Annotated in this window: 17 protein-coding genes; 9 read left to right on the forward strand and 8 right to left on the reverse strand. The window is 68.0% G+C overall.

Annotated elements, in window-relative coordinates:
• Positions 1-42 precede the first annotated feature (42 nt).
• The 3 genes from OHT21_RS14655 to OHT21_RS14665 all read left to right on the forward strand — a co-directional run bounded on the left by OHT21_RS14655 (position 43) and on the right by OHT21_RS14665 (position 2,075).
• Positions 43-303, forward strand: coding sequence for a UBP-type zinc finger domain-containing protein (locus tag OHT21_RS14655; RefSeq protein WP_328768732.1), 261 nt, complete (start codon positions 43-45; stop codon positions 301-303).
• A gap of 252 nt (positions 304-555) precedes the next feature.
• Positions 556-969, forward strand: coding sequence for an anti-sigma regulatory factor (locus tag OHT21_RS14660; RefSeq protein ID WP_328768733.1), 414 nt, complete (start codon positions 556-558; stop codon positions 967-969).
• Positions 966-2,075 (forward strand): RNA polymerase sigma factor SigF, encoded by a 1,110-nt coding sequence (locus OHT21_RS14665; RefSeq protein ID WP_328768734.1) that lies wholly within the window; start codon positions 966-968, stop codon positions 2,073-2,075. Before OHT21_RS14660 ends, OHT21_RS14665 begins: the two co-directional genes overlap by 4 nt.
• A gap of 57 nt (positions 2,076-2,132) precedes the next feature.
• Here OHT21_RS14665 and OHT21_RS14670 read toward each other — a convergent pair whose 3' ends face one another.
• Positions 2,133-2,591, reverse strand: a complete 459-nt coding sequence (locus OHT21_RS14670) for a hypothetical protein (protein ID WP_328768736.1) — start codon at positions 2,589-2,591, stop codon at positions 2,133-2,135.
• Positions 2,592-2,682: 91 nt separating this feature from the next.
• Here OHT21_RS14670 and OHT21_RS14675 point away from each other — a divergent pair, with 91 nt between their 5' ends.
• A complete protein-coding gene (locus tag OHT21_RS14675) occupies positions 2,683-3,651 on the forward strand; it encodes a diacylglycerol/lipid kinase family protein (protein WP_328768737.1) in 969 nt (322 codons plus the stop codon).
• A 318-nt stretch (positions 3,652-3,969) separates the two neighbouring features.
• The gene (locus OHT21_RS14680) at positions 3,970-4,227 is read left to right on the forward strand and encodes a WhiB family transcriptional regulator (RefSeq protein ID WP_016639615.1); all 258 of its coding nucleotides are present in this window, start codon (positions 3,970-3,972) and stop codon (positions 4,225-4,227) included.
• Positions 4,228-4,604: 377 nt separating this feature from the next.
• On the opposite strand, the gene OHT21_RS14685 is transcribed toward OHT21_RS14680, so the two are convergent.
• A complete protein-coding gene (locus OHT21_RS14685) occupies positions 4,605-6,068 on the reverse strand; it encodes a sensor histidine kinase (protein WP_328774081.1) in 1,464 nt (487 codons plus the stop codon).
• Between the two features lie 558 nt (positions 6,069-6,626).
• Here OHT21_RS14685 and nagB point away from each other — a divergent pair.
• Complete coding sequence (gene nagB, locus OHT21_RS14690; protein ID WP_328768738.1) at positions 6,627-7,412, forward strand: glucosamine-6-phosphate deaminase; 786 nt, start codon at positions 6,627-6,629, stop codon at positions 7,410-7,412.
• A 72-nt stretch (positions 7,413-7,484) separates the two neighbouring features.
• On the opposite strand, the gene OHT21_RS14695 is transcribed toward nagB, so the two are convergent.
• The 6 genes from OHT21_RS14695 to OHT21_RS14720 all read right to left on the reverse strand — a co-directional run bounded on the left by OHT21_RS14695 (position 7,485) and on the right by OHT21_RS14720 (position 13,171).
• The gene (locus tag OHT21_RS14695; protein WP_328768739.1) at positions 7,485-8,015 is read right to left on the reverse strand and encodes a hypothetical protein; all 531 of its coding nucleotides are present in this window, start codon (positions 8,013-8,015) and stop codon (positions 7,485-7,487) included.
• Entirely contained in the window at positions 8,012-8,260 is a 249-nt protein-coding gene (locus OHT21_RS14700; RefSeq protein WP_059416565.1) for a helix-turn-helix transcriptional regulator, read from the reverse strand. Before OHT21_RS14700 ends, OHT21_RS14695 begins: the two co-directional genes overlap by 4 nt.
• A gap of 70 nt (positions 8,261-8,330) precedes the next feature.
• Positions 8,331-9,884 carry a glycoside hydrolase family 3 protein gene (locus OHT21_RS14705; protein ID WP_328768740.1) on the reverse strand — a complete coding sequence of 518 codons (1,554 nt, stop codon included), beginning with the start codon at positions 9,882-9,884 and terminating at the stop codon, positions 8,331-8,333.
• An 8-nt stretch (positions 9,885-9,892) separates the two neighbouring features.
• A complete protein-coding gene (locus OHT21_RS14710; protein WP_328774082.1) occupies positions 9,893-10,747 on the reverse strand; it encodes a carbohydrate ABC transporter permease in 855 nt (284 codons plus the stop codon).
• A 38-nt stretch (positions 10,748-10,785) separates the two neighbouring features.
• Positions 10,786-11,781 (reverse strand): carbohydrate ABC transporter permease, encoded by a 996-nt coding sequence (locus tag OHT21_RS14715; protein ID WP_328768742.1) that lies wholly within the window; start codon positions 11,779-11,781, stop codon positions 10,786-10,788.
• 88 nt (positions 11,782-11,869) lie between these two features.
• Positions 11,870-13,171 carry a sugar ABC transporter substrate-binding protein gene (locus OHT21_RS14720; RefSeq protein WP_328768743.1) on the reverse strand — a complete coding sequence of 434 codons (1,302 nt, stop codon included), beginning with the start codon at positions 13,169-13,171 and terminating at the stop codon, positions 11,870-11,872.
• 343 nt (positions 13,172-13,514) lie between these two features.
• Here OHT21_RS14720 and OHT21_RS14725 point away from each other — a divergent pair, with 343 nt between their 5' ends.
• The 3 genes from OHT21_RS14725 (at position 13,515) to OHT21_RS14735 (ending at position 16,691) form a co-directional block, all read left to right on the forward strand.
• The gene (locus OHT21_RS14725; RefSeq protein WP_328774083.1) at positions 13,515-14,279 is read left to right on the forward strand and encodes a GntR family transcriptional regulator; all 765 of its coding nucleotides are present in this window, start codon (positions 13,515-13,517) and stop codon (positions 14,277-14,279) included.
• A gap of 101 nt (positions 14,280-14,380) precedes the next feature.
• Positions 14,381-16,519 carry a carbon starvation CstA family protein gene (locus tag OHT21_RS14730; protein WP_328768744.1) on the forward strand — a complete coding sequence of 713 codons (2,139 nt, stop codon included), beginning with the start codon at positions 14,381-14,383 and terminating at the stop codon, positions 16,517-16,519.
• Complete coding sequence (locus OHT21_RS14735; RefSeq protein WP_328774084.1) at positions 16,491-16,691, forward strand: YbdD/YjiX family protein; 201 nt, start codon at positions 16,491-16,493, stop codon at positions 16,689-16,691. The genes OHT21_RS14730 and OHT21_RS14735 overlap by 29 nt, the downstream gene beginning before the upstream one ends.
• The last annotated feature ends 128 nt before the right edge of the window (positions 16,692-16,819 follow it).

The following is a 16,819-nucleotide window of genomic DNA, read 5'->3' on the forward strand; positions in this document are numbered from 1 at the left end:
TTCTTGAGCTGTTTTCGCCGCGCCCGTCGTAACCTGGCAATCATGAAACAGTGCACGCACACCGCTTCGCTGCCGCGTCCGGAACCCGGACCGCTCAGCGAGACCTGCGTCGAGTGTCGTGCCGCGGGCACGCACCCGGTGCAGCTGCGGCTGTGTCTGGACTGCGGTCACGTAGGCTGCTGCGACACGTCGCCGATGCGGCATGCGACGGAGCACCACAAGGAGACGGGACACCCGATGATGCGCTCGCTCGAGCCCGGTGAGAGCTGGCGATGGTGCTTCGTCGACCACGTCATCGTGTGACCGAAGGATCCGTAAGATTCGGCGGTCTGACGCCTGGGTACGTCAACCCGGCGCACGCTCTTCCCAATTGGGCCCGCAGACCCCTAGCCACTGTGCGTATAACTGTGTTTACTATGAGTGACGACAACGGGTTGGGGTCATGGGGACAGGAAACCTGAGAGCGCGGTAGCGTCACCGCTGAACCACGTAGCGCGTTACCCCGAGGGGCGACCCTCGGCCCCCGATAGAGCTTGTACCACCTTGGAGGTGAGGGTGTCCCAGTTCGCAGGCGAGCCCGCGACCCAGGACTTCGTCGAAGTCCGGCTGCCGGCTGCGGGTGCCTACCTGTCGGTGCTGCGTACGGCCACGGCCGGACTCGCGGCGCGTTTGGACTTCACCCTCGACGAGATCGAGGACCTGCGCATCGCGGTCGACGAGGCCTGCGCGATCCTGCTGCAGCAGGCCGTGCCCGGCTCCGTCCTCAGCTGTGTCTTCCGCCTGATCGACGACTCGCTGGAGGTGACGGTCTCGGCCCCGACCACCGACGGCCACGCGCCTTCGCGGGACACGTTCGCCTGGACCGTGCTGTCGGCCTTGGCGGGCAAGGTGTCCTCCTCGGTCGCCGACGACAAGACCGTTTCGATCAGCCTCTACAAACAGCGCGGCGCGGGACCCGGGCCGGCGTGAGGAATGGGGACGGGCCGGTGCGGGACGAAGAGCGCGGCACACGAGAACTTCCCGCTGAGGGCGCCGGCGGCCTGAGCGGGCCCCGGCGTACGGCGGCGGAGGGTGCCGACGGCATCCCCGAGCAGCAGGCCCGGCCGCACCCGGAGGACGACTCCTCGGCGGCCGGGGCGCCTCTGATCGGGGTCCCAGGGGGATCTCCCGGGACGGAGTCTGGGGGAGCGCCCCCGGAAGGGCGGCTGCGGGTGACAGGCGGGACTATGAGCGAGCAGCACGAGCAGCATGAGCGGAACTCGGGCGGCGCCGCCGAAGGCGCCACGGGCGTACAGCACGTACAGCACGTACAGCACGACCCGCACGACCGCAGCGGGGCTCGGGCCAAGTTCATCGAGCTGCGCAAACTGCCGGACGGCAGCCCGGAGTACGCGGAGCTGCGCAACCAACTGGTCCGGATGCATCTCCCGCTCGTCGAGCATCTCGCGCGCCGCTTCCGCAACCGCGGCGAGCCGCTGGACGACCTCACGCAGGTCGCCACCATCGGCCTGATCAAGTCGGTCGACCGCTTCGACCCGGAGCGCGGCGTCGAGTTCTCCACGTACGCGACGCCGACGGTCGTCGGTGAGATCAAGCGGCACTTCCGCGACAAGGGCTGGGCCGTGCGCGTCCCGCGCCGGCTCCAGGAACTGCGCCTGGCGCTCACCACGGCGACCGCGGAGCTCTCGCAGCAGCACGGCCGCTCCCCCACCGTGCACGAGCTGGCCGAGAAGCTGGCCATCTCGGAGGAGGAGGTCCTGGAGGGCCTGGAGTCCGCCAACGCGTACTCCACGCTCTCCCTGGACGTCCCCGACACGGACGACGAGTCCCCCGCGGTCGCCGACACCCTCGGCGCCGAGGACGAGGCCCTGGAGGGCGTCGAGTACCGCGAGTCCCTGAAGCCGCTCCTGGAGGATCTGCCACCGCGCGAGAAGCGGATCCTGCTGCTGCGCTTCTTCGCGAACATGACCCAGTCGCAGATCGCCCAGGAGGTAGGCATCTCCCAGATGCACGTCTCCCGCCTCCTGGCCAGAACACTGGCCCAGCTGCGGGAGAAACTGCTCGTCGAGGAGTAAGCGCCCCAGTAAGGGCAGTCGTACGAGCCTGATCTCGTACGAGGCTGAATGCGCCGGTTACTTCTGTTTCTGCGCGTTCCCGGGTCCGCGGATTCCGAGGGCCCGGGTCGTCTCCGGGTTCAGCAGGAACACCAGCGCGGCGACCGCGACGACGGCCAGGGCGATGCCGCCCGGGATGGCCAGGCTGTCGGCCTGAAGGAGCGTCCAGGCCACGGGCAGCGCCATGATCTGCGTGATGATCGCGGGACCCCGGCTCCAGCTGCGCTGCCTGAGCAGCCCGCGCGCGGCCAGCAGCGGCAGCAGCGCGAGCACTATCAGCGTGACCCCTCCGGTGACGGCCTGCTGCCGGTCGTCCGGGTCGCCGGCCAGGCCCATCACCAGGATGTAGACGCCGGCCGCGACCAGCGCGAGCCCTTCAAGGGCGGCCAGCGCGGCCGCGGCGGTCAGCCGCCCGGGGCGGGGGCCCGTCTCGGGTGCGTCCGGTGCGTCCGGGGTGGGGGTCTTCGCAGCGCTCACTCCTGCAGGGTAGCCCTCGGCCCCCTCCCCTCGACCGCCTGATCCCCCCTCGGTATGGGCCGGGTACCACCAGGTAGGTACGCTGCATCGCATGCGTGCACTTCTCGTGGTCAATCCGGCAGCTACTACCACCAGCGCACGCACGCGTGACGTCCTGATCCACGCCCTCGCTAGCGAGATGAAGCTCGAGGCGGTCACCACCGAGTACCGCGGGCACGCCAGGGACCTCGGCCGGCAGGCGGCGGAGAGCAAGGACATAGAGCTGGTCGTGGCCCTCGGCGGCGACGGCACGGTCAACGAGGTCGTGAACGGCCTGCTGCACCAAGGCCCCGATCCGGACCGTCTGCCCCGCCTCGCCGTGGTCCCCGGCGGCTCCACCAACGTCTTCGCCCGCGCCCTGGGCCTGCCCAACGAGCCCGTGGAGGCGACAGGCGCCCTGCTCGACGCGCTGCGCGACGGCACGGAACGCACGGTCGGCCTCGGTATCGCGGCCGGCACTCCGGGCACGGACGACGAGGCGGTTCCGTCCCGCTGGTTCACGTTCTGCGCGGGCTTCGGCTTCGACGCGGGCGTCATAGGACGGGTCGAGCAGCAGCGTGAGCGCGGCAAGCGCTCCACGCACGCCCTTTATCTGCGCCAGGCGATGCGCCAGTTCCTGGACGAGCCCCATCGGCGGCACGGCATGATCACCCTGGAGCGGTCCGGTGAGGATCCTGTGTCCGACTTGGTGATGTCGATCGTCTGCAATACCTCGCCTTGGACGTATCTCGGCAATCGCCCGGTGTATGCGTCACCTAAGGCCTCGTTCGAAACCGGCCTCGACGTACTGGGTCTCAGCCGGATGTCCACGGCTGCGGTCGCCCGATATGCCACGCAGTTGCTCACTTCGTCCCCCGAGCGGGGGCCCCATGGAAAGCACGCCCTCTCCCTGCACGACCTGACGGACTTCACCTTGCATTCGAAGGTGCCACTCCCCCTTCAGATGGACGGCGACCATCTGGGACTGCGTACGAGCGTGACGTTCACAGGCGTTCGCCGTGCACTGCGTGTGATTGTGTGAGCAGAAGGGGCTAAAGTCCTTTCACTCGAACGTTTAGGCCAGGATCCACCCCATGGAAGTACGGCTGTGACCTAGTCGACACCGAGGAATCAAAAAAAACTTTCCAGAAGGGGTTGTATCCGCCGCTGAGGTTTGCGAGTCTCTACGTGGCGCTCGGGGCGGCCCGCAGAATCGGCCCCACAGAGAGCCAGAACCCCTCCTCACTTCAAGGACGACACCAGTCCGTCTGGTAGTCGGCCCTTCACTTGTTGAGGGATTCGTGAAAGCGTTCACATTCACAAGCAAACCCGCATGTAATACCAAGGAGAGGTAGCAGCCATGGACTGGCGTCACAACGCCGTTTGCCGCGAGGAAGACCCCGAGCTCTTCTTCCCCATCGGCAACACCGGTCCTGCGCTGCTGCAGATCGAGGAAGCCAAGGCCGTCTGCCGCCGCTGCCCCGTCATGGAGCAGTGCCTGCAGTGGGCGCTCGAGTCCGGCCAGGACTCCGGCGTCTGGGGTGGTCTCAGCGAGGACGAGCGCCGCGCCATGAAGCGCCGCGCCGCCCGCAACCGGGCCCGTCAGGCCTCCGCCTGACAACCCGCCCCGCAACAGCCTGAGCTTGGCGGCGCGTACGGCGAGTACGCATCTCCCGCCCCCGAGCCGCAGCGCGCAGTACCCGCCGATGCGTACGCGTATGAGCAATGCGCCTTGGATCACGGAGTGATCCAAGGCGCATTGCTGTATTTGGGCTCCGTTGGGCGGGCGGTTTTGGGCTGCGGGTTCGTTGGGGCTCGCGCCCCGCGGCGGAGCCGCAAATGTCACAGCCCCGCGCCCCTAAGAGCGCTACCGCGCTCCTAAGGCGGCGCTGGTCGCGCCCACGCGGCGGAGCCGCAAATCCACACAGCCCCGCGCCGCCTAAGGGCTTGCGGCCCCTCGGGGCACGGGAACGCACCGGACCTCAGCATGTCCGCTCAGTGTGATCGGACCGGGATGTCCAGGATCACTTGCGTGCCTCGGTCCGGGGCCGGGACCATGTCGAACGTTCCGCCCAACTCGCCTTCCACCAGGGTTCTTACGATCTGTAGGCCCAAGTTGCCCGAGCGTTTGGGGTCGAAGCCTGGGGGGAGGCCTATGCCGTCGTCCTGGACGGTTACCAGGAGGCGGGTCTGCTTGGTGGTGCCGCCGCGGACTGCCGAGACTTCTACTGTGCCGCGGTCGCCTTCGCGGAAGCCGTGTTCCAGGGCGTTCTGCAGGACCTCTGTGAGGACCATGGAGAGCGGGGTGGCGACCTCGGCGTCGAGGATGCCGAAGCGGCCGGTGCGCCGGCCCGTCACCTTGCCCGGTGAGATCTCGGCCACCATGGCGAGGACGCGGTCGGCGATTTCGTCGAACTCCACACGCTCGTCCAGGTTCTGAGAGAGCGTCTCGTGCACGATCGCGATCGATCCGACGCGGCGTACCGCTTCCTCGAGGGCTTCGCGGCCCTTGTCGGAGTCGATGCGGCGGGCCTGGAGCCGCAGCAGGGCCGCGACCGTCTGGAGGTTGTTCTTCACCCGGTGGTGGATCTCCCGGATGGTCGCGTCCTTGGTGATCAACTCGCGCTCGCGGCGCCGGAGTTCGGTGACATCCCGCAGGAGTACGAGTGAACCGACCCGCGTGCCCTTGGGTTTGAGCGGGATCGCGCGGAGCTGGATCACCCCGTCGTCGCTCTCGATCTCGAACTCGCGGGGCGCCCAGCCACTGGCGACCTTGGCCAGGGCCTCGTCCACCGGGCCGCGGGACGGGGCGAGTTCGGCGGTGGTCTTGCCGAGGTGGTGGCCGACGAGGTCGGCGGCGAGGCCGAGGCGGTGGTACGCGGACAGCGCGTTCGGCGAGGCGTACTGGACGACGCCGTCCGCGTCCAGCCGGATCAGGCCGTCGCCCACCCGGGGCGAGGCGTCCATGTCGACCTGCTGGTTCGGGAACGGGAAGGAACCCGCCGCGATCATCTGCGCGAGGTCGGAAGCGCTCTGGAGATAGGTCAGTTCGAGGCGTGAAGGGGTGCGCACGGTGAGCAGGTTGGTGTTGCGGGCGATGACGCCCAGGACGCGGCCCTCCCTGCTCACGGGGATGGACTCGACCCGTACGGGGACCTCCTCGCGCCACTCCGGGTCGCCCTCGCGCACGATCCGGCCCTCGTCGTGGGCGGCGTCCAGCATGGGGCGGCGGCCGCGGGGGACGAGGTGGCCGACCATGTCGTCCTGGTACGAGGTGGGGCCGGTGTTGGGGCGCATCTGGGCGACCGAGACGTACCGGGTGCCGTCACGCGTGGGGACCCACAGGACGAGGTCGGCGAAGGAGAGGTCGGAGAGAAGCTGCCACTCCGAGACCAGCAGGTGGAGCCACTCGAGATCGGAGTCACCGAGGGCGGTGTGCTGGCGGACGAGGTCGTTCATGGAGGGCACGAGTGCGAGCGTACCTGGGCACTCGGACATGGCCCGAAAACATGGCTCGGCGAGCAAACGGCTGGGGGTCCGGGGGTCGTTCCCCGGAATGATGCAGCACCCGCGGGCCGCGGCGCCTGAGAGGGACCCTCAACCCTCCCGGCACCGCAGCCCGGAGCAGCAACGGCCGTGGGGTGTGCGGTCCCGGTCGGCCGAAGGATGAGGAGCCGGCGCAGTCAGGGCAGAGAGCCCCGGTTCCTCGGTCCGCCTTCCTGTGCGGGGAAGGCGGAGGCTTGGTCGGTCAGACTGCTTGATCGTTCCGTTGCGCTTTCAAGCTTTGTCTCTGCAATTGTGGACTAGACCACTCCGCCATGTCTACGCGTTGGCGGATGTTTGTTGCTGTGTCCTTATCCAACAACCTCGCGCGCAGCATCCACCCCGCACCCTAACCCCGTACGGCTCGGGAGTGGGAGCGGATTGCGGTTCTGCTAGATTGGTCTAAACCACAGACGTCGTTGAGTCCCCCCTCTTTCAGATCTCCTTCGGATCCTTCAGAACGGCAGGCCCAGCGTGGAAGTTGTCATCGTTCCTGACGCCGCGGCGGGTGGCGAGCTCATCGCCGAGGCCATGGCGGAGCTGCTCAGGCGCAAGCCCGACGCCCTGCTCGGGGTGGCCACCGGGTCGACGCCGTTGCCCGTTTACGAGGCGTTGGCGGCGAAGGTGCGCGCCGGGGCCGTGGATGTCTCGCGGGCTCGGATCGCGCAGCTCGACGAATACGTGGGGCTGCCGGCCGAGCATCCGGAGTCGTACCGTTCCGTGCTGCGGAGGCAGGTGCTGGAGCCGCTCGGGCTGGAAGCCAAGGCCTTCATGGGGCCGGACGGGACGGCGTCGGACATACGGGCGGCCTGCGAGGCGTACGACAAGGCGCTCGAAGACACGGGTGGCGTCGATCTCCAGTTGCTCGGCATAGGGACCGACGGGCACATCGGCTTCAACGAGCCCTGCTCGTCGCTCGCCTCGCGTACGCGGATCAAGACGCTGACCGAGCAGACCCGCATCGACAACGCGCGCTTCTTCGACGGGGACATCGAGCAGGTTCCGCATCACGTCATCACGCAGGGCATCGGCACCATTCTCGACGCCCGGCACCTGGTGCTGCTCGCCACCGGCGAGGGCAAGGCGGACGCGGTGGCGGCGACGGTGGAGGGGCCGGTCGCCGCGGTGTGCCCCGCCTCGGCGTTGCAGCTCCACCCGCATGCGACGGTCGTCGTCGACGAGGCCGCCGCGGCCAAGCTGAAGCTCGCCGACTACTTCCGGCACACCTACGCCAACAAGCCGGGGTGGCAGGGCATATAGGCGCATAAGGAAGCCCCCGCAGGGCGCTCTTGGGCGCCTGCGGGGGCACAGTCTCGGCGGGGACTCCGGCCCTTAGGCCGTCGGCTCTTCCTCCTCGGCCGGCTCGTCCTTGGCCGTCAGGCCGGCCACCCACAGCGGCATGATCCAGTTGACGACCAGGACGGCGATGAGGAGGGGTGCGGCGTAGGCCTTCGGGGCGTCGCCGTTGACACCGCCCGTGATCAGCAGGGCGGTCGCCGCCGCGGCCAGGAGCAGGGTCGTCATGCGGTGGGACCGGGCCAGGACGCGGTTGCGTTCCGCCGACTGCCGCTCGTCCAGTACGTGTTCGCGCAGCTCCAGCAGGCCCCGGGTGGCACCGTTGATGGCCCCGGTCGCGACCATCCAGGGAAGCAGCAGCACCGCCATCGCGGCGACGGCCCACAGCGGCTCACCCTTGGCGAGGAACATGTGGGCATTCAGTCCGCCGATGGCCACGGTGAGCGTGATGTGCACGGCGACGGTCAGACGTCGGCGTGCCGCCGTGGCGTACAAAGCCTGGGCGCGGCGGTCGTTCATGATCCGCAGCATGCTCCCGTCGTAGCGGGTCAGGCGTGTCGTAGTCATGGCTGGTTCCTCCCGTAGACCTCGTCCGTGAGCGGCCGGAACGGTTCGAGGGAGAACAGGGCCTCGACCGGCAGATTGAAGAACTTCGAGATCTTCAGTGCCAGGTCGAGGCTCGGGTTGTACTGCCCCCGCTCGATATAGCCGATGGTCTGGTAGTGGGCTCCCACTGCCTCGGCCAGGCTCTGGCGCGACACCTTCCGTTCGGCGCGCACCATGGCCAGCCTGTTGTGCACCTGCTCGCTCATGTATAAGAAGTACTACATTTAAAGGCAGCCTTACAACCCGCTGCGACGAATCGCCGTGCCAACCGCCCGCCTACAAGCCGGCGATGACCTCCGCCGCCGCCCGGCCGCAGACGCGGGCCGCGCCGTGGGTGGCGAGGTGCAGGGCACCCCGCGGTGGCGACTGGGGTACGCCCATCTCGACCACGATCGTGTCGGGGCGGGCGGCGAGGACGGTGTCCAGGGCCGCGGCCATCCAGGCGTGGCGGTGGGCGTCGCGGACCACGGCGACGATCCGCCGGCCGCCCGCGGCCGCGAGCGCTTCCGACCCGGCCCGCTCCCCCGCGAAGCTCCCCGTCTCCGTACCCGGCAGCAGGCGCCGCAGTTCGGCGGCGACACCCCAGGGGGTCTCGTCGCCGACGGCGAAGTTGGCGACGGGGGTGAAGGCGGCGACGTACGGCGCCTCGGTGACCGGAGCGAAGTGCTCCGCACGGGTCACGGTCAGCGCGCGCCGCGCCGCGATCAGGCCGACGCCGGCGCGGTTCGCGCTCCCGGAGTGCCCGGCCGACAGGGCACCCGGCCCCGAAGGCGAGCCCGCAGCAGAAGCCGCTCCCCGCACAGGTCCCGGCTTTCCCGACGAAGCCGTCCAGGCCGCCAGTGCTCGTACGCGCGCTGCCGCGTCGGCCAGCCGTTCCTCGGCCAGCTCGCCCGACCGTACGGCCGCGACCAGCGCGTCCCGCAGTCGCAGTACCGTCTCGTCGTCCGCGAGCCCTCCGCCCACACAGATGGCGTCGGCGCCGGCGGCGATCGCGAGGACGCTGCCCCGTTCGATGCCGTACGTGCCGGAGATGGCCCGCATTTCCATGCCGTCGGTGACGATGAGGCCGTCGTAGCCCAGTTCCTCGCGCAGCAGCCCGGTCAGGATGCGGGGCGAGAGGGTCGCGGGGCGGTCCGGGTCCAGGGCCGGGACCAGGATGTGCGCGGTCATCACAGCGCGCGTGCCCGCCTCGATGGCCGCACGGAACGGGGCCAGCTCCCGGCTCTGAAGGACCGGCAGCTCCGCGTCGATGCGTGGCAGCGCGTGGTGCGAGTCGACCGCCGTGTCGCCGTGGCCGGGGAAGTGCTTGGCGCAGGCGGCGACTCCGGCGGACTGGAGGCCGGAGACGTACGCGGCCGTGTGCCGGGCCACCAATGACGCGTCGGCGCCGAAGGAACGTACGCCGATGACCGGGTTGCCGGGGTCGGAGTTGATGTCGGCGGACGGGGCCCAGTTGAGGTTGACGCCGCAGGCGGCCAGGCGGCGGCCGAGTTCGGCGGCGACCTCCCGGGTCAGCGCGACGTCGTCCACCGCGCCCAGCGCGTGGTTGCCCGGGAACGACGAGCCCGTACGCACCTCAAGGCGCGTGACGTCACCGCCCTCCTCGTCGATGGCGACCAGGACGTCGTCGCGCTCGGTGCGCAACTGGGCGGTCAGGGAGGCGAGTTGGTCGGGCGAGGCGATGTTCCGGCCGAAGAGGCCGACGGAGGCGAGGCCCTCGCTCAGGCGCCGGAGCAGCCAGTCAGGGGCGGTGGTGCCTGTGAAGCCGGGCTGCAGGACGGCCAGGGCGTCGCGGGTCAGAGTGGAGGTTCCATCGGTGAGTGTCGTCATCGGTGGCGTTATCCCTTCACGGCGCCGGAAGTAAGCCCCGAGGCCATCTTCTTCTGGACGAGCATGAAGAAGACGACCACCGGGAGAGCGATGAGTGTCGAGGCGGCCATCAGTGCGCCGTAGTCGACTCCGCGGGACGTGGTGAAGTTCATCAGCCACACGTTCAGGGTGTACTTGTCGTTGTCCTGGAGCACCACGTAGGCGAGCAGGTACTCGTTCCACGCGTTGATGAGCGAGAAGATCGAGGCGGCGGCGAGGCCCGGAGCGAGCAGCGGGAAGATGACCCGCCAGAAGGCACCCATGCGGCTGCAGCCGTCTACCATCGCCGACTCCTCCAGCTCCTTGGGGATGTTGATGACGAAGCCGCGGATCATCCAGGTGGCGAAGGGCAGCGCGGAGACCAGGTAGATGACGATGACGCCCCAGTACTCGTTGAGCGCACCCAGGCCGTTGAGCTGGATGTAGATGGGGATGAGCATCGCGGTCGGCGGCAGCAGCTGGATCACCAGAAGCGTGATCATGAATGCCTTGCGGCCGGTGAAGTGGAACCGTCCGATCGCGAAGGCCGCGATCGTCGACAGCACCATCGCCCCGACCACGGCCGTGACACAGATGATCAGGCTGGACTGGATCGCCGAGCCGAAGTTCGGAGCGTCGATCGCCCGCTTGAAGTTGTCGAAGGAGACGGAGGACGGCCACAGGGTCTGGTCGTAGCTGCGGATCTCGTGGTTGGGCCGCAGCGCGCTGACGACCAGCCAGTAGACCGGGAAGGCCATCACGAGCAGGGCGAGGATGCCTACGAGGTTGTAGACGTGCCGGCTCTTCTTCTTGCGATCCGGGCGGGGGGCCGTACTGGACCCCAGGCGGGCAAGCCGCCCCGGGCGCGTGGACGTCGTGGCGCTCACTCGACCTCTCCGATCTTGAGCAGTTGGCGCAGGTAGTACACGGCCACACCGGAGAGCAGCAGCACCGTGATGAGCGAGATGGCCGCGCCCTGGCTGAAGGAGTTGGACTCGAAGGCCTTCTCGAACGAGTAGATGCCCAACAGGCTGTACTCGGGCTCCGGTTCGTTGCCGCGCATCAGGAAGACCTGGCCGAAGACGTTGAAGTCCCAGATCACCGAGAGCGTGGCGACCATCTGGAAGACCGGCTTGATGACGGGCCAGGTGACGTAGCGGAATACGCCGAGCGCGCCCGCGCCGTCCAGCGCCGCCGCCTCCTCGAGCTCCCTGGGCACCTGGGTGAGGGCCGCGTAGAGGGTGATGGTGACGAACGGGATGGCGCCCCAGATGACCACCGCCGCGATGATCAGGAAGCCCTGCTTGGGGTCGAGCCACCAGTTGTGGCCGCGGAAGTCCAGCCCCAGATACTTCGTCAGCACCATGTTGACGACGCCGTAGTCGGAGTCGGCGAACCAGCGGAAGATCGAGGTCGCCACGAGCAGCGGCATGGCCCAGGCGGCGACCAGCGCCGCGGTCAGGGCGAGCCGGATCCACGTACTCATCCGCTGCATGGCCTGGGCGAGGAGCAGCCCCACGCCCATGGTGGTGACGACGCAGGCGACCATGAACAGCACCGTCCGCCAGACGACGTCCCAGAACTCGCCGTCACCGAGGATGTTGGTGAACTGCTCGAAGCCGACCCACTCGGCCGCCTGGCCCGTCCACAACTCCCGGCGGCCCACGTCCTGGAAGGACATGATCACCGTCTTGATGAGCGGCCAGACGAACACCGCGGCGATCGCCACGACCGTCGGGGCTATCAGGGCGTACGGCAGATAGGCACCCACCCGCTTCCTCGGCGCTGTCCGGGCCGGCGACGGCGGGGTGTCGCGGTGCGCGGGCTGCGGAGGGACGGGCACCGGAGGGGCGGGGGCTTTCATTTCGGCGGCACTCACTGTGCTGGCCTTCCGTTCGGACCGGTAACCGGGGTGCGGGGACGGCGGACTTGGGGGATTGGCCCGCCGTCCCCGCAGGATCAAGGCGTCAGGAGGCCTCGTTGATCAGCTCGTCGATCTCCGCGTCGGCGGCCTTGGTGGCCTCCGCGACCGACGTGCCCTTGAGGATGTCGAGCAGCATCAGCTCGAGCGTTTCCTTCTTCTCGACAGCGGCCCAGCCCGGCGCGATCGGCGTGAACCAGGCGTCCGGCACGGCGTTCGCGATCGGAGCCGTCTCCGGCTTGGCCTTCAGCGGTTCCAGCTGCTTGGTGTTGTTCGGCAGGATGTCCTTCTCGGCGAGCGCCGCCTCGGACTTCTCGCTGGTGAAGATCGAGATCCAGTCCTGTGCCAGGTCCTGGTTCTCGGACTTGGAGACGGTGGCCAGATCGGAGCCGCCGATGAAGCTGGGCAGCGCCTTGCCGTTCGGGCCGGGCATGCCGGCGGTGACGATCTTGTCCTTGAGCTTGGGGTTGCCGTTGGCCGCCGGGTCGATGACGCTGCCGGACTCCCAGCCGTTGCCGTAGATCAGGGCCGTCTTCTGGTTGGCCATGACGTTGGCGTGGTCCTGCTCGTCCTTGGTTTGGTCACCGTTGTTGTACTTCTTGACCAGGTCGACGTAGTGCTGGATGCCCTTCTGCGCCTCGGGTGAGGAGAGCGTGGCCTTCCACTTCTTGCCGCCCTCGTCGTACTCGGCGATCTGTCCGCCGTAGGCGGCGACGTACGACATGGCGGCGTACCAGTAGCGGCCCGGCAGATAGAGCGGGGAGAACGCCTTGTCCTTCTTGCCGTACTCGGCCTCGACCTGGTCGAGCGCCTCGGTCAGCTCGGCCTCGGTCTCGGGGAGGGTGGCCTTGCCGGTGGCGGCCTTGAACATGTCCTTGTTGTAGATGGCCACACGCGCACCGGCGTAGTAGGGCACGCAGTACATCTTGCCCTCGTAGGAGCAGGTGTCCTTCAGGCCGTCGATCCAGGTGTCGGAGTTGTCGTACTTCTTCTCGTCGATCTCGCCGAGGGCCCCGTTGAGGATGTACGTCATGGTCTCGGTGTTGCCGAGCTCGACCACGTCGGGGAACTTGTCGCCGGACAGGGCGGCGTCGAGCTTCTTGGTCTTGTCGCCCCACTGCTGGTACTGGACGTTGACCTTGACGCCCGGGTACTTCTCGTTGAACTCGGTGTTGGCCTGCTTCACCAGCTCCGGCCAACTCGTCTGGGCATCCACCATCAGCCAGACCGTCAACTCGCCCTTGCGGTCCTTGGGATCCTCGGCCGCCTTGCTGCCGCCGCCTCCGCACGCCGCGATGGAGACCATCATGCCCGCGACACCGACGGCCGCGATGAGCTTGCGCTTCATGTCACCCCTCCTCGCCTGGCCACCAGTGGTGTAGACCAGTAGCCGAAGATTGGCCTAGACCTAGAGGGGTGTCAACGGCGAACAGGCCCGTCCGGACGTCCGTTACGAGAACTACATATTCAAGAACCTTTAAGCAGGAAAGTGGCAAAAAGAGCAGGTGGGCTCGCCGGCCCCGGGTGGACCACTTAAATGTGGTGGACTAGACCAGAGGTAATGGTGAACGGTATATAGGGGAGATCACGGAGCGTGCGGGGGACACTCGCACGACAGGCCGTGCCACGATGTGAGCCGTGCCGACGCGTACGTCGGCCGCATCGGCACCAGGAGCCGGGAAGGCATGAGGATGAGCACCGACGTGAGCAGTGCGGAGAACGAGGGTGGGTCCCCCATCCGTACCGCGCGTGTGCCCAAGTACTACCGCCTCAAGAAGCACCTGCTCGACATGACGGAGACGCTGCCGCCCGGAACGTCCGTACCCCCCGAGCGCACTCTGGCCGCCGAGTTCGACACCTCGCGCACCACCGTCCGCCAGGCCCTCCAGGAACTCGTCGTCGAGGGGCGGCTCGAACGCATCCAGGGCAAGGGCACCTTCGTCGCCAAGCCGAAGGTCTCCCAGGCGCTCCAACTCACCTCGTACACCGAGGACATGAGGGCCCAAGGGCTCGAACCCACCTCGCAGCTCCTGGACATCGGCTACGTCACCGCCGACGACACCCTCGCCGGGCTGCTCGACATCTCGGCGGGCGGCCGGGTGCTGCGCATCGAGCGGCTGCGCATGGCCAACGGCGAGCCGATGGCGATCGAGACGACGCATCTGTCCGCGAAGCGCTTCCCCGCGCTGCGCAGGTCGCTCGTCAAGTACACGTCGCTGTACACGGCGTTGGCCGAGGTGTACGACGTCCATCTCGCCGAAGCCGAGGAGACCATCGAGACCTCCCTGGCCACCCCACGCGAGGCCGGCCTGCTCGGCACGGACGTGGGCCTGCCCATGCTGATGCTGTCCCGGCATTCGCTGGACAAGGACGGCCAGCCGGTGGAGTGGGTGCGGTCGGTGTACCGGGGGGACCGGTACAAGTTCGTCGCGCGGCTGAAGCGGCCTCAGGAGTAGCGGCTGAAGCAGCATCAGGAGTGTTGCTGCAGGCGGTGTAGCGCAACCGCTGTTCCTGCTTTACGGTCCCCCCGTCGCCGCATGGACGGGAGGACCACCCGGTGCGCACCGCGAAGACTCGATCCATCGTCATCTGGACGCTCGTCGCGCTGGTGGGCGCGACGGGCTGGGCCGTACTGGCGCTCTCGCGGGGCGAGGAGGTGTCGGCCGCCTGGATGGTGGCGGCGGCTCTCGGCTCGTACGCCATCGCCTATCGCTTCTACTCGAAGTTCATCGCGAACAAGGTCCTCAAGGTCGACAAGACCCGGGCCACGCCCGCCGAGCGTCTCAACAACGGCATCGACTTCCATCCGACCGACCGACGCGTGCTGCTCGGCCATCACTTCGCGGCGATCGCCGGCGCGGGCCCACTGGTGGGACCTGTACTGGCCGCGCAGATGGGCTACTTGCCCGGCACCATCTGGATCGTCGCCGGCGTGATCTTCGCGGGCGCCGTGCAGGACATGGTCGTGCTGTTCTTCTCGACGCGCCGCGACGGCAGGTCGCTCGGGCAGATGGCGCGCGAGGAGATCGGCCCGTTCGGCGGCGCGGCCGCCCTGCTCGCCGCCTTCGCCATCATGATCATCCTGCTCGGGGTACTGGCCCTGGTCATCGTCAACGCCCTTGCCGAGTCGCCCTGGGGCACCTTCTCCATCGCGATGACCATCCCGATCGCCCTGCTGATGGGCTTCTACCTGCGGGTGCTGCGGCCAGGCCGGGTCACCGAGGTCTCGCTGATCGGCATCGCGCTGCTGCTGCTCGCGCTGGTCTCCGGCCGGTGGGTCGCGGAGTCGACGTGGGCCGACGCGTTCACGCTGGCGCCCTCGACGCTGGTGATCTGGCTGGTGGCGTACGGCTTCATCGCCTCGATCCTGCCCGTGTGGATGCTCCTTGCGCCGCGCGACTACCTCTCCACGTTCATGAAGATCGGCACCATCTTCCTGCTCGCGCTCGGCGTCGTCGTCGCCCTGCCGACGCTGAAGATGGACGCGGTCACGGACTTCGCCTCACGCGGCGACGGTCCGGTCTTCGCGGGCTCGCTCTTCCCGTTCGTCTTCATCACCATCGCCTGCGGCGCACTGTCCGGCTTCCACTCCCTCATCTCCTCCGGTACGACGCCGAAGATGATCCAGAAGGAGACGCAGGTCCGGATGATCGGATACGGCTCCATGCTCATGGAGTCGTCGGTCGCGGTCATGGCGCTGATCGCGGCGTCGATCATCGACCCGGGTCTGTACTTCGCGATGAACGCGCCCGCCGGTGTCATCGGGGACTCGGTGCAGAACGCCTCGCAGGTGGTGGGGAGTTGGGGCTACCAGATATCCCCCGAGGACCTTGCGGCGGCGGCACGGAACGTCGAGGAGGCGTCCCTGCTGTCGCGGACCGGCGGCGCTCCCACGCTCGCGATCGGTATCTCGGACATCTTCTCCCAGATCACCGGGGACAGTCTGCGCGCGTTCTGGTACCACTTCGCGATCATGTTCGAGGCGTTGTTCATCCTGACCGCGCTCGACGCGGGCACCCGCGTGGGCCGCTTCATGCTCCAGGACACCCTGGGCAACGTCTACAAGCCCTTCAAGAACGTGAGCTGGAAGCCCGGACTCGTCATCACCAGCGGCATCGTCTGCGGTCTGTGGGGCTACTTCCTGTGGGTGGGCGTCCATGAACCGCTCGGCGGCATCAACCAGTTGTTCCCGATCTTCGGCATCTCCAACCAGCTGCTCGCGGCGGTCGCGCTGGCCGTCTGTACGACGCTGCTGGTGAAGTCCGGGCGCCTCAAGTGGGCCTGGGTCACCGGGATTCCGCTCGCGTGGGACGCCACGGTGACGCTGACGGCGAGCTGGCAGAAGGTGTTCTCGAGCGATCCGCGCGTCGGCTTTTTCAAGCAGCGCTCGGTATACCAGGACGCCATCGACCGGGGTGAGGTGCTCGCGCCCGCGAAGACCATGGACGACATGCGTACCGTCGTCACCAACTCCACCGTGGACGGCGTCCTTTCGGCGGTCCTCGCACTGCTCATCGTGATCGTGATCGTGGACGCTGCCAGGGTGTGCATCAGGCATGTACGCCGCCCCGCGCTCTCCACGCTCAGCGAGGCACCGTACGTGGAGTCGAAGATCGTCGCCCCGGCCGGGCTGATCCCGACCCGCCAGGAGAAGGAGGAGGAACGTGATGCTGTCGGGGCTGCTCCGGGTTCTTAGGTCGGTGCGGTGGTACGTACGGGAGTTGACCGACGAGTCCGCGTACGACCGTTACGCCACCCATGTCCGTACGGCACATCCGGACGCACTCGTGCCGTCCCGTCGCGAGTTCGAGCGGGAGCGTACTGAGCGTCAGGAGTCGGATCCCCGGCAGGGGTTCCGTTGCTGCTGATCACACGTGGTCGCCACGGAATGCGCACATTTACTTCCGTATTCCGGACGGGGGTTCCATAGGGCGGAACTGTCCCTTAGATTTCCTGCGCGTTGCAACTGGTAATCAGTGAGGGGACGGAACCGCGA

Origin of the sequence: Streptomyces sp. NBC_00286 (assembly GCF_036173125.1) — a bacterium.
GTDB lineage: Bacteria > Actinomycetota > Actinomycetes > Streptomycetales > Streptomycetaceae > Streptomyces.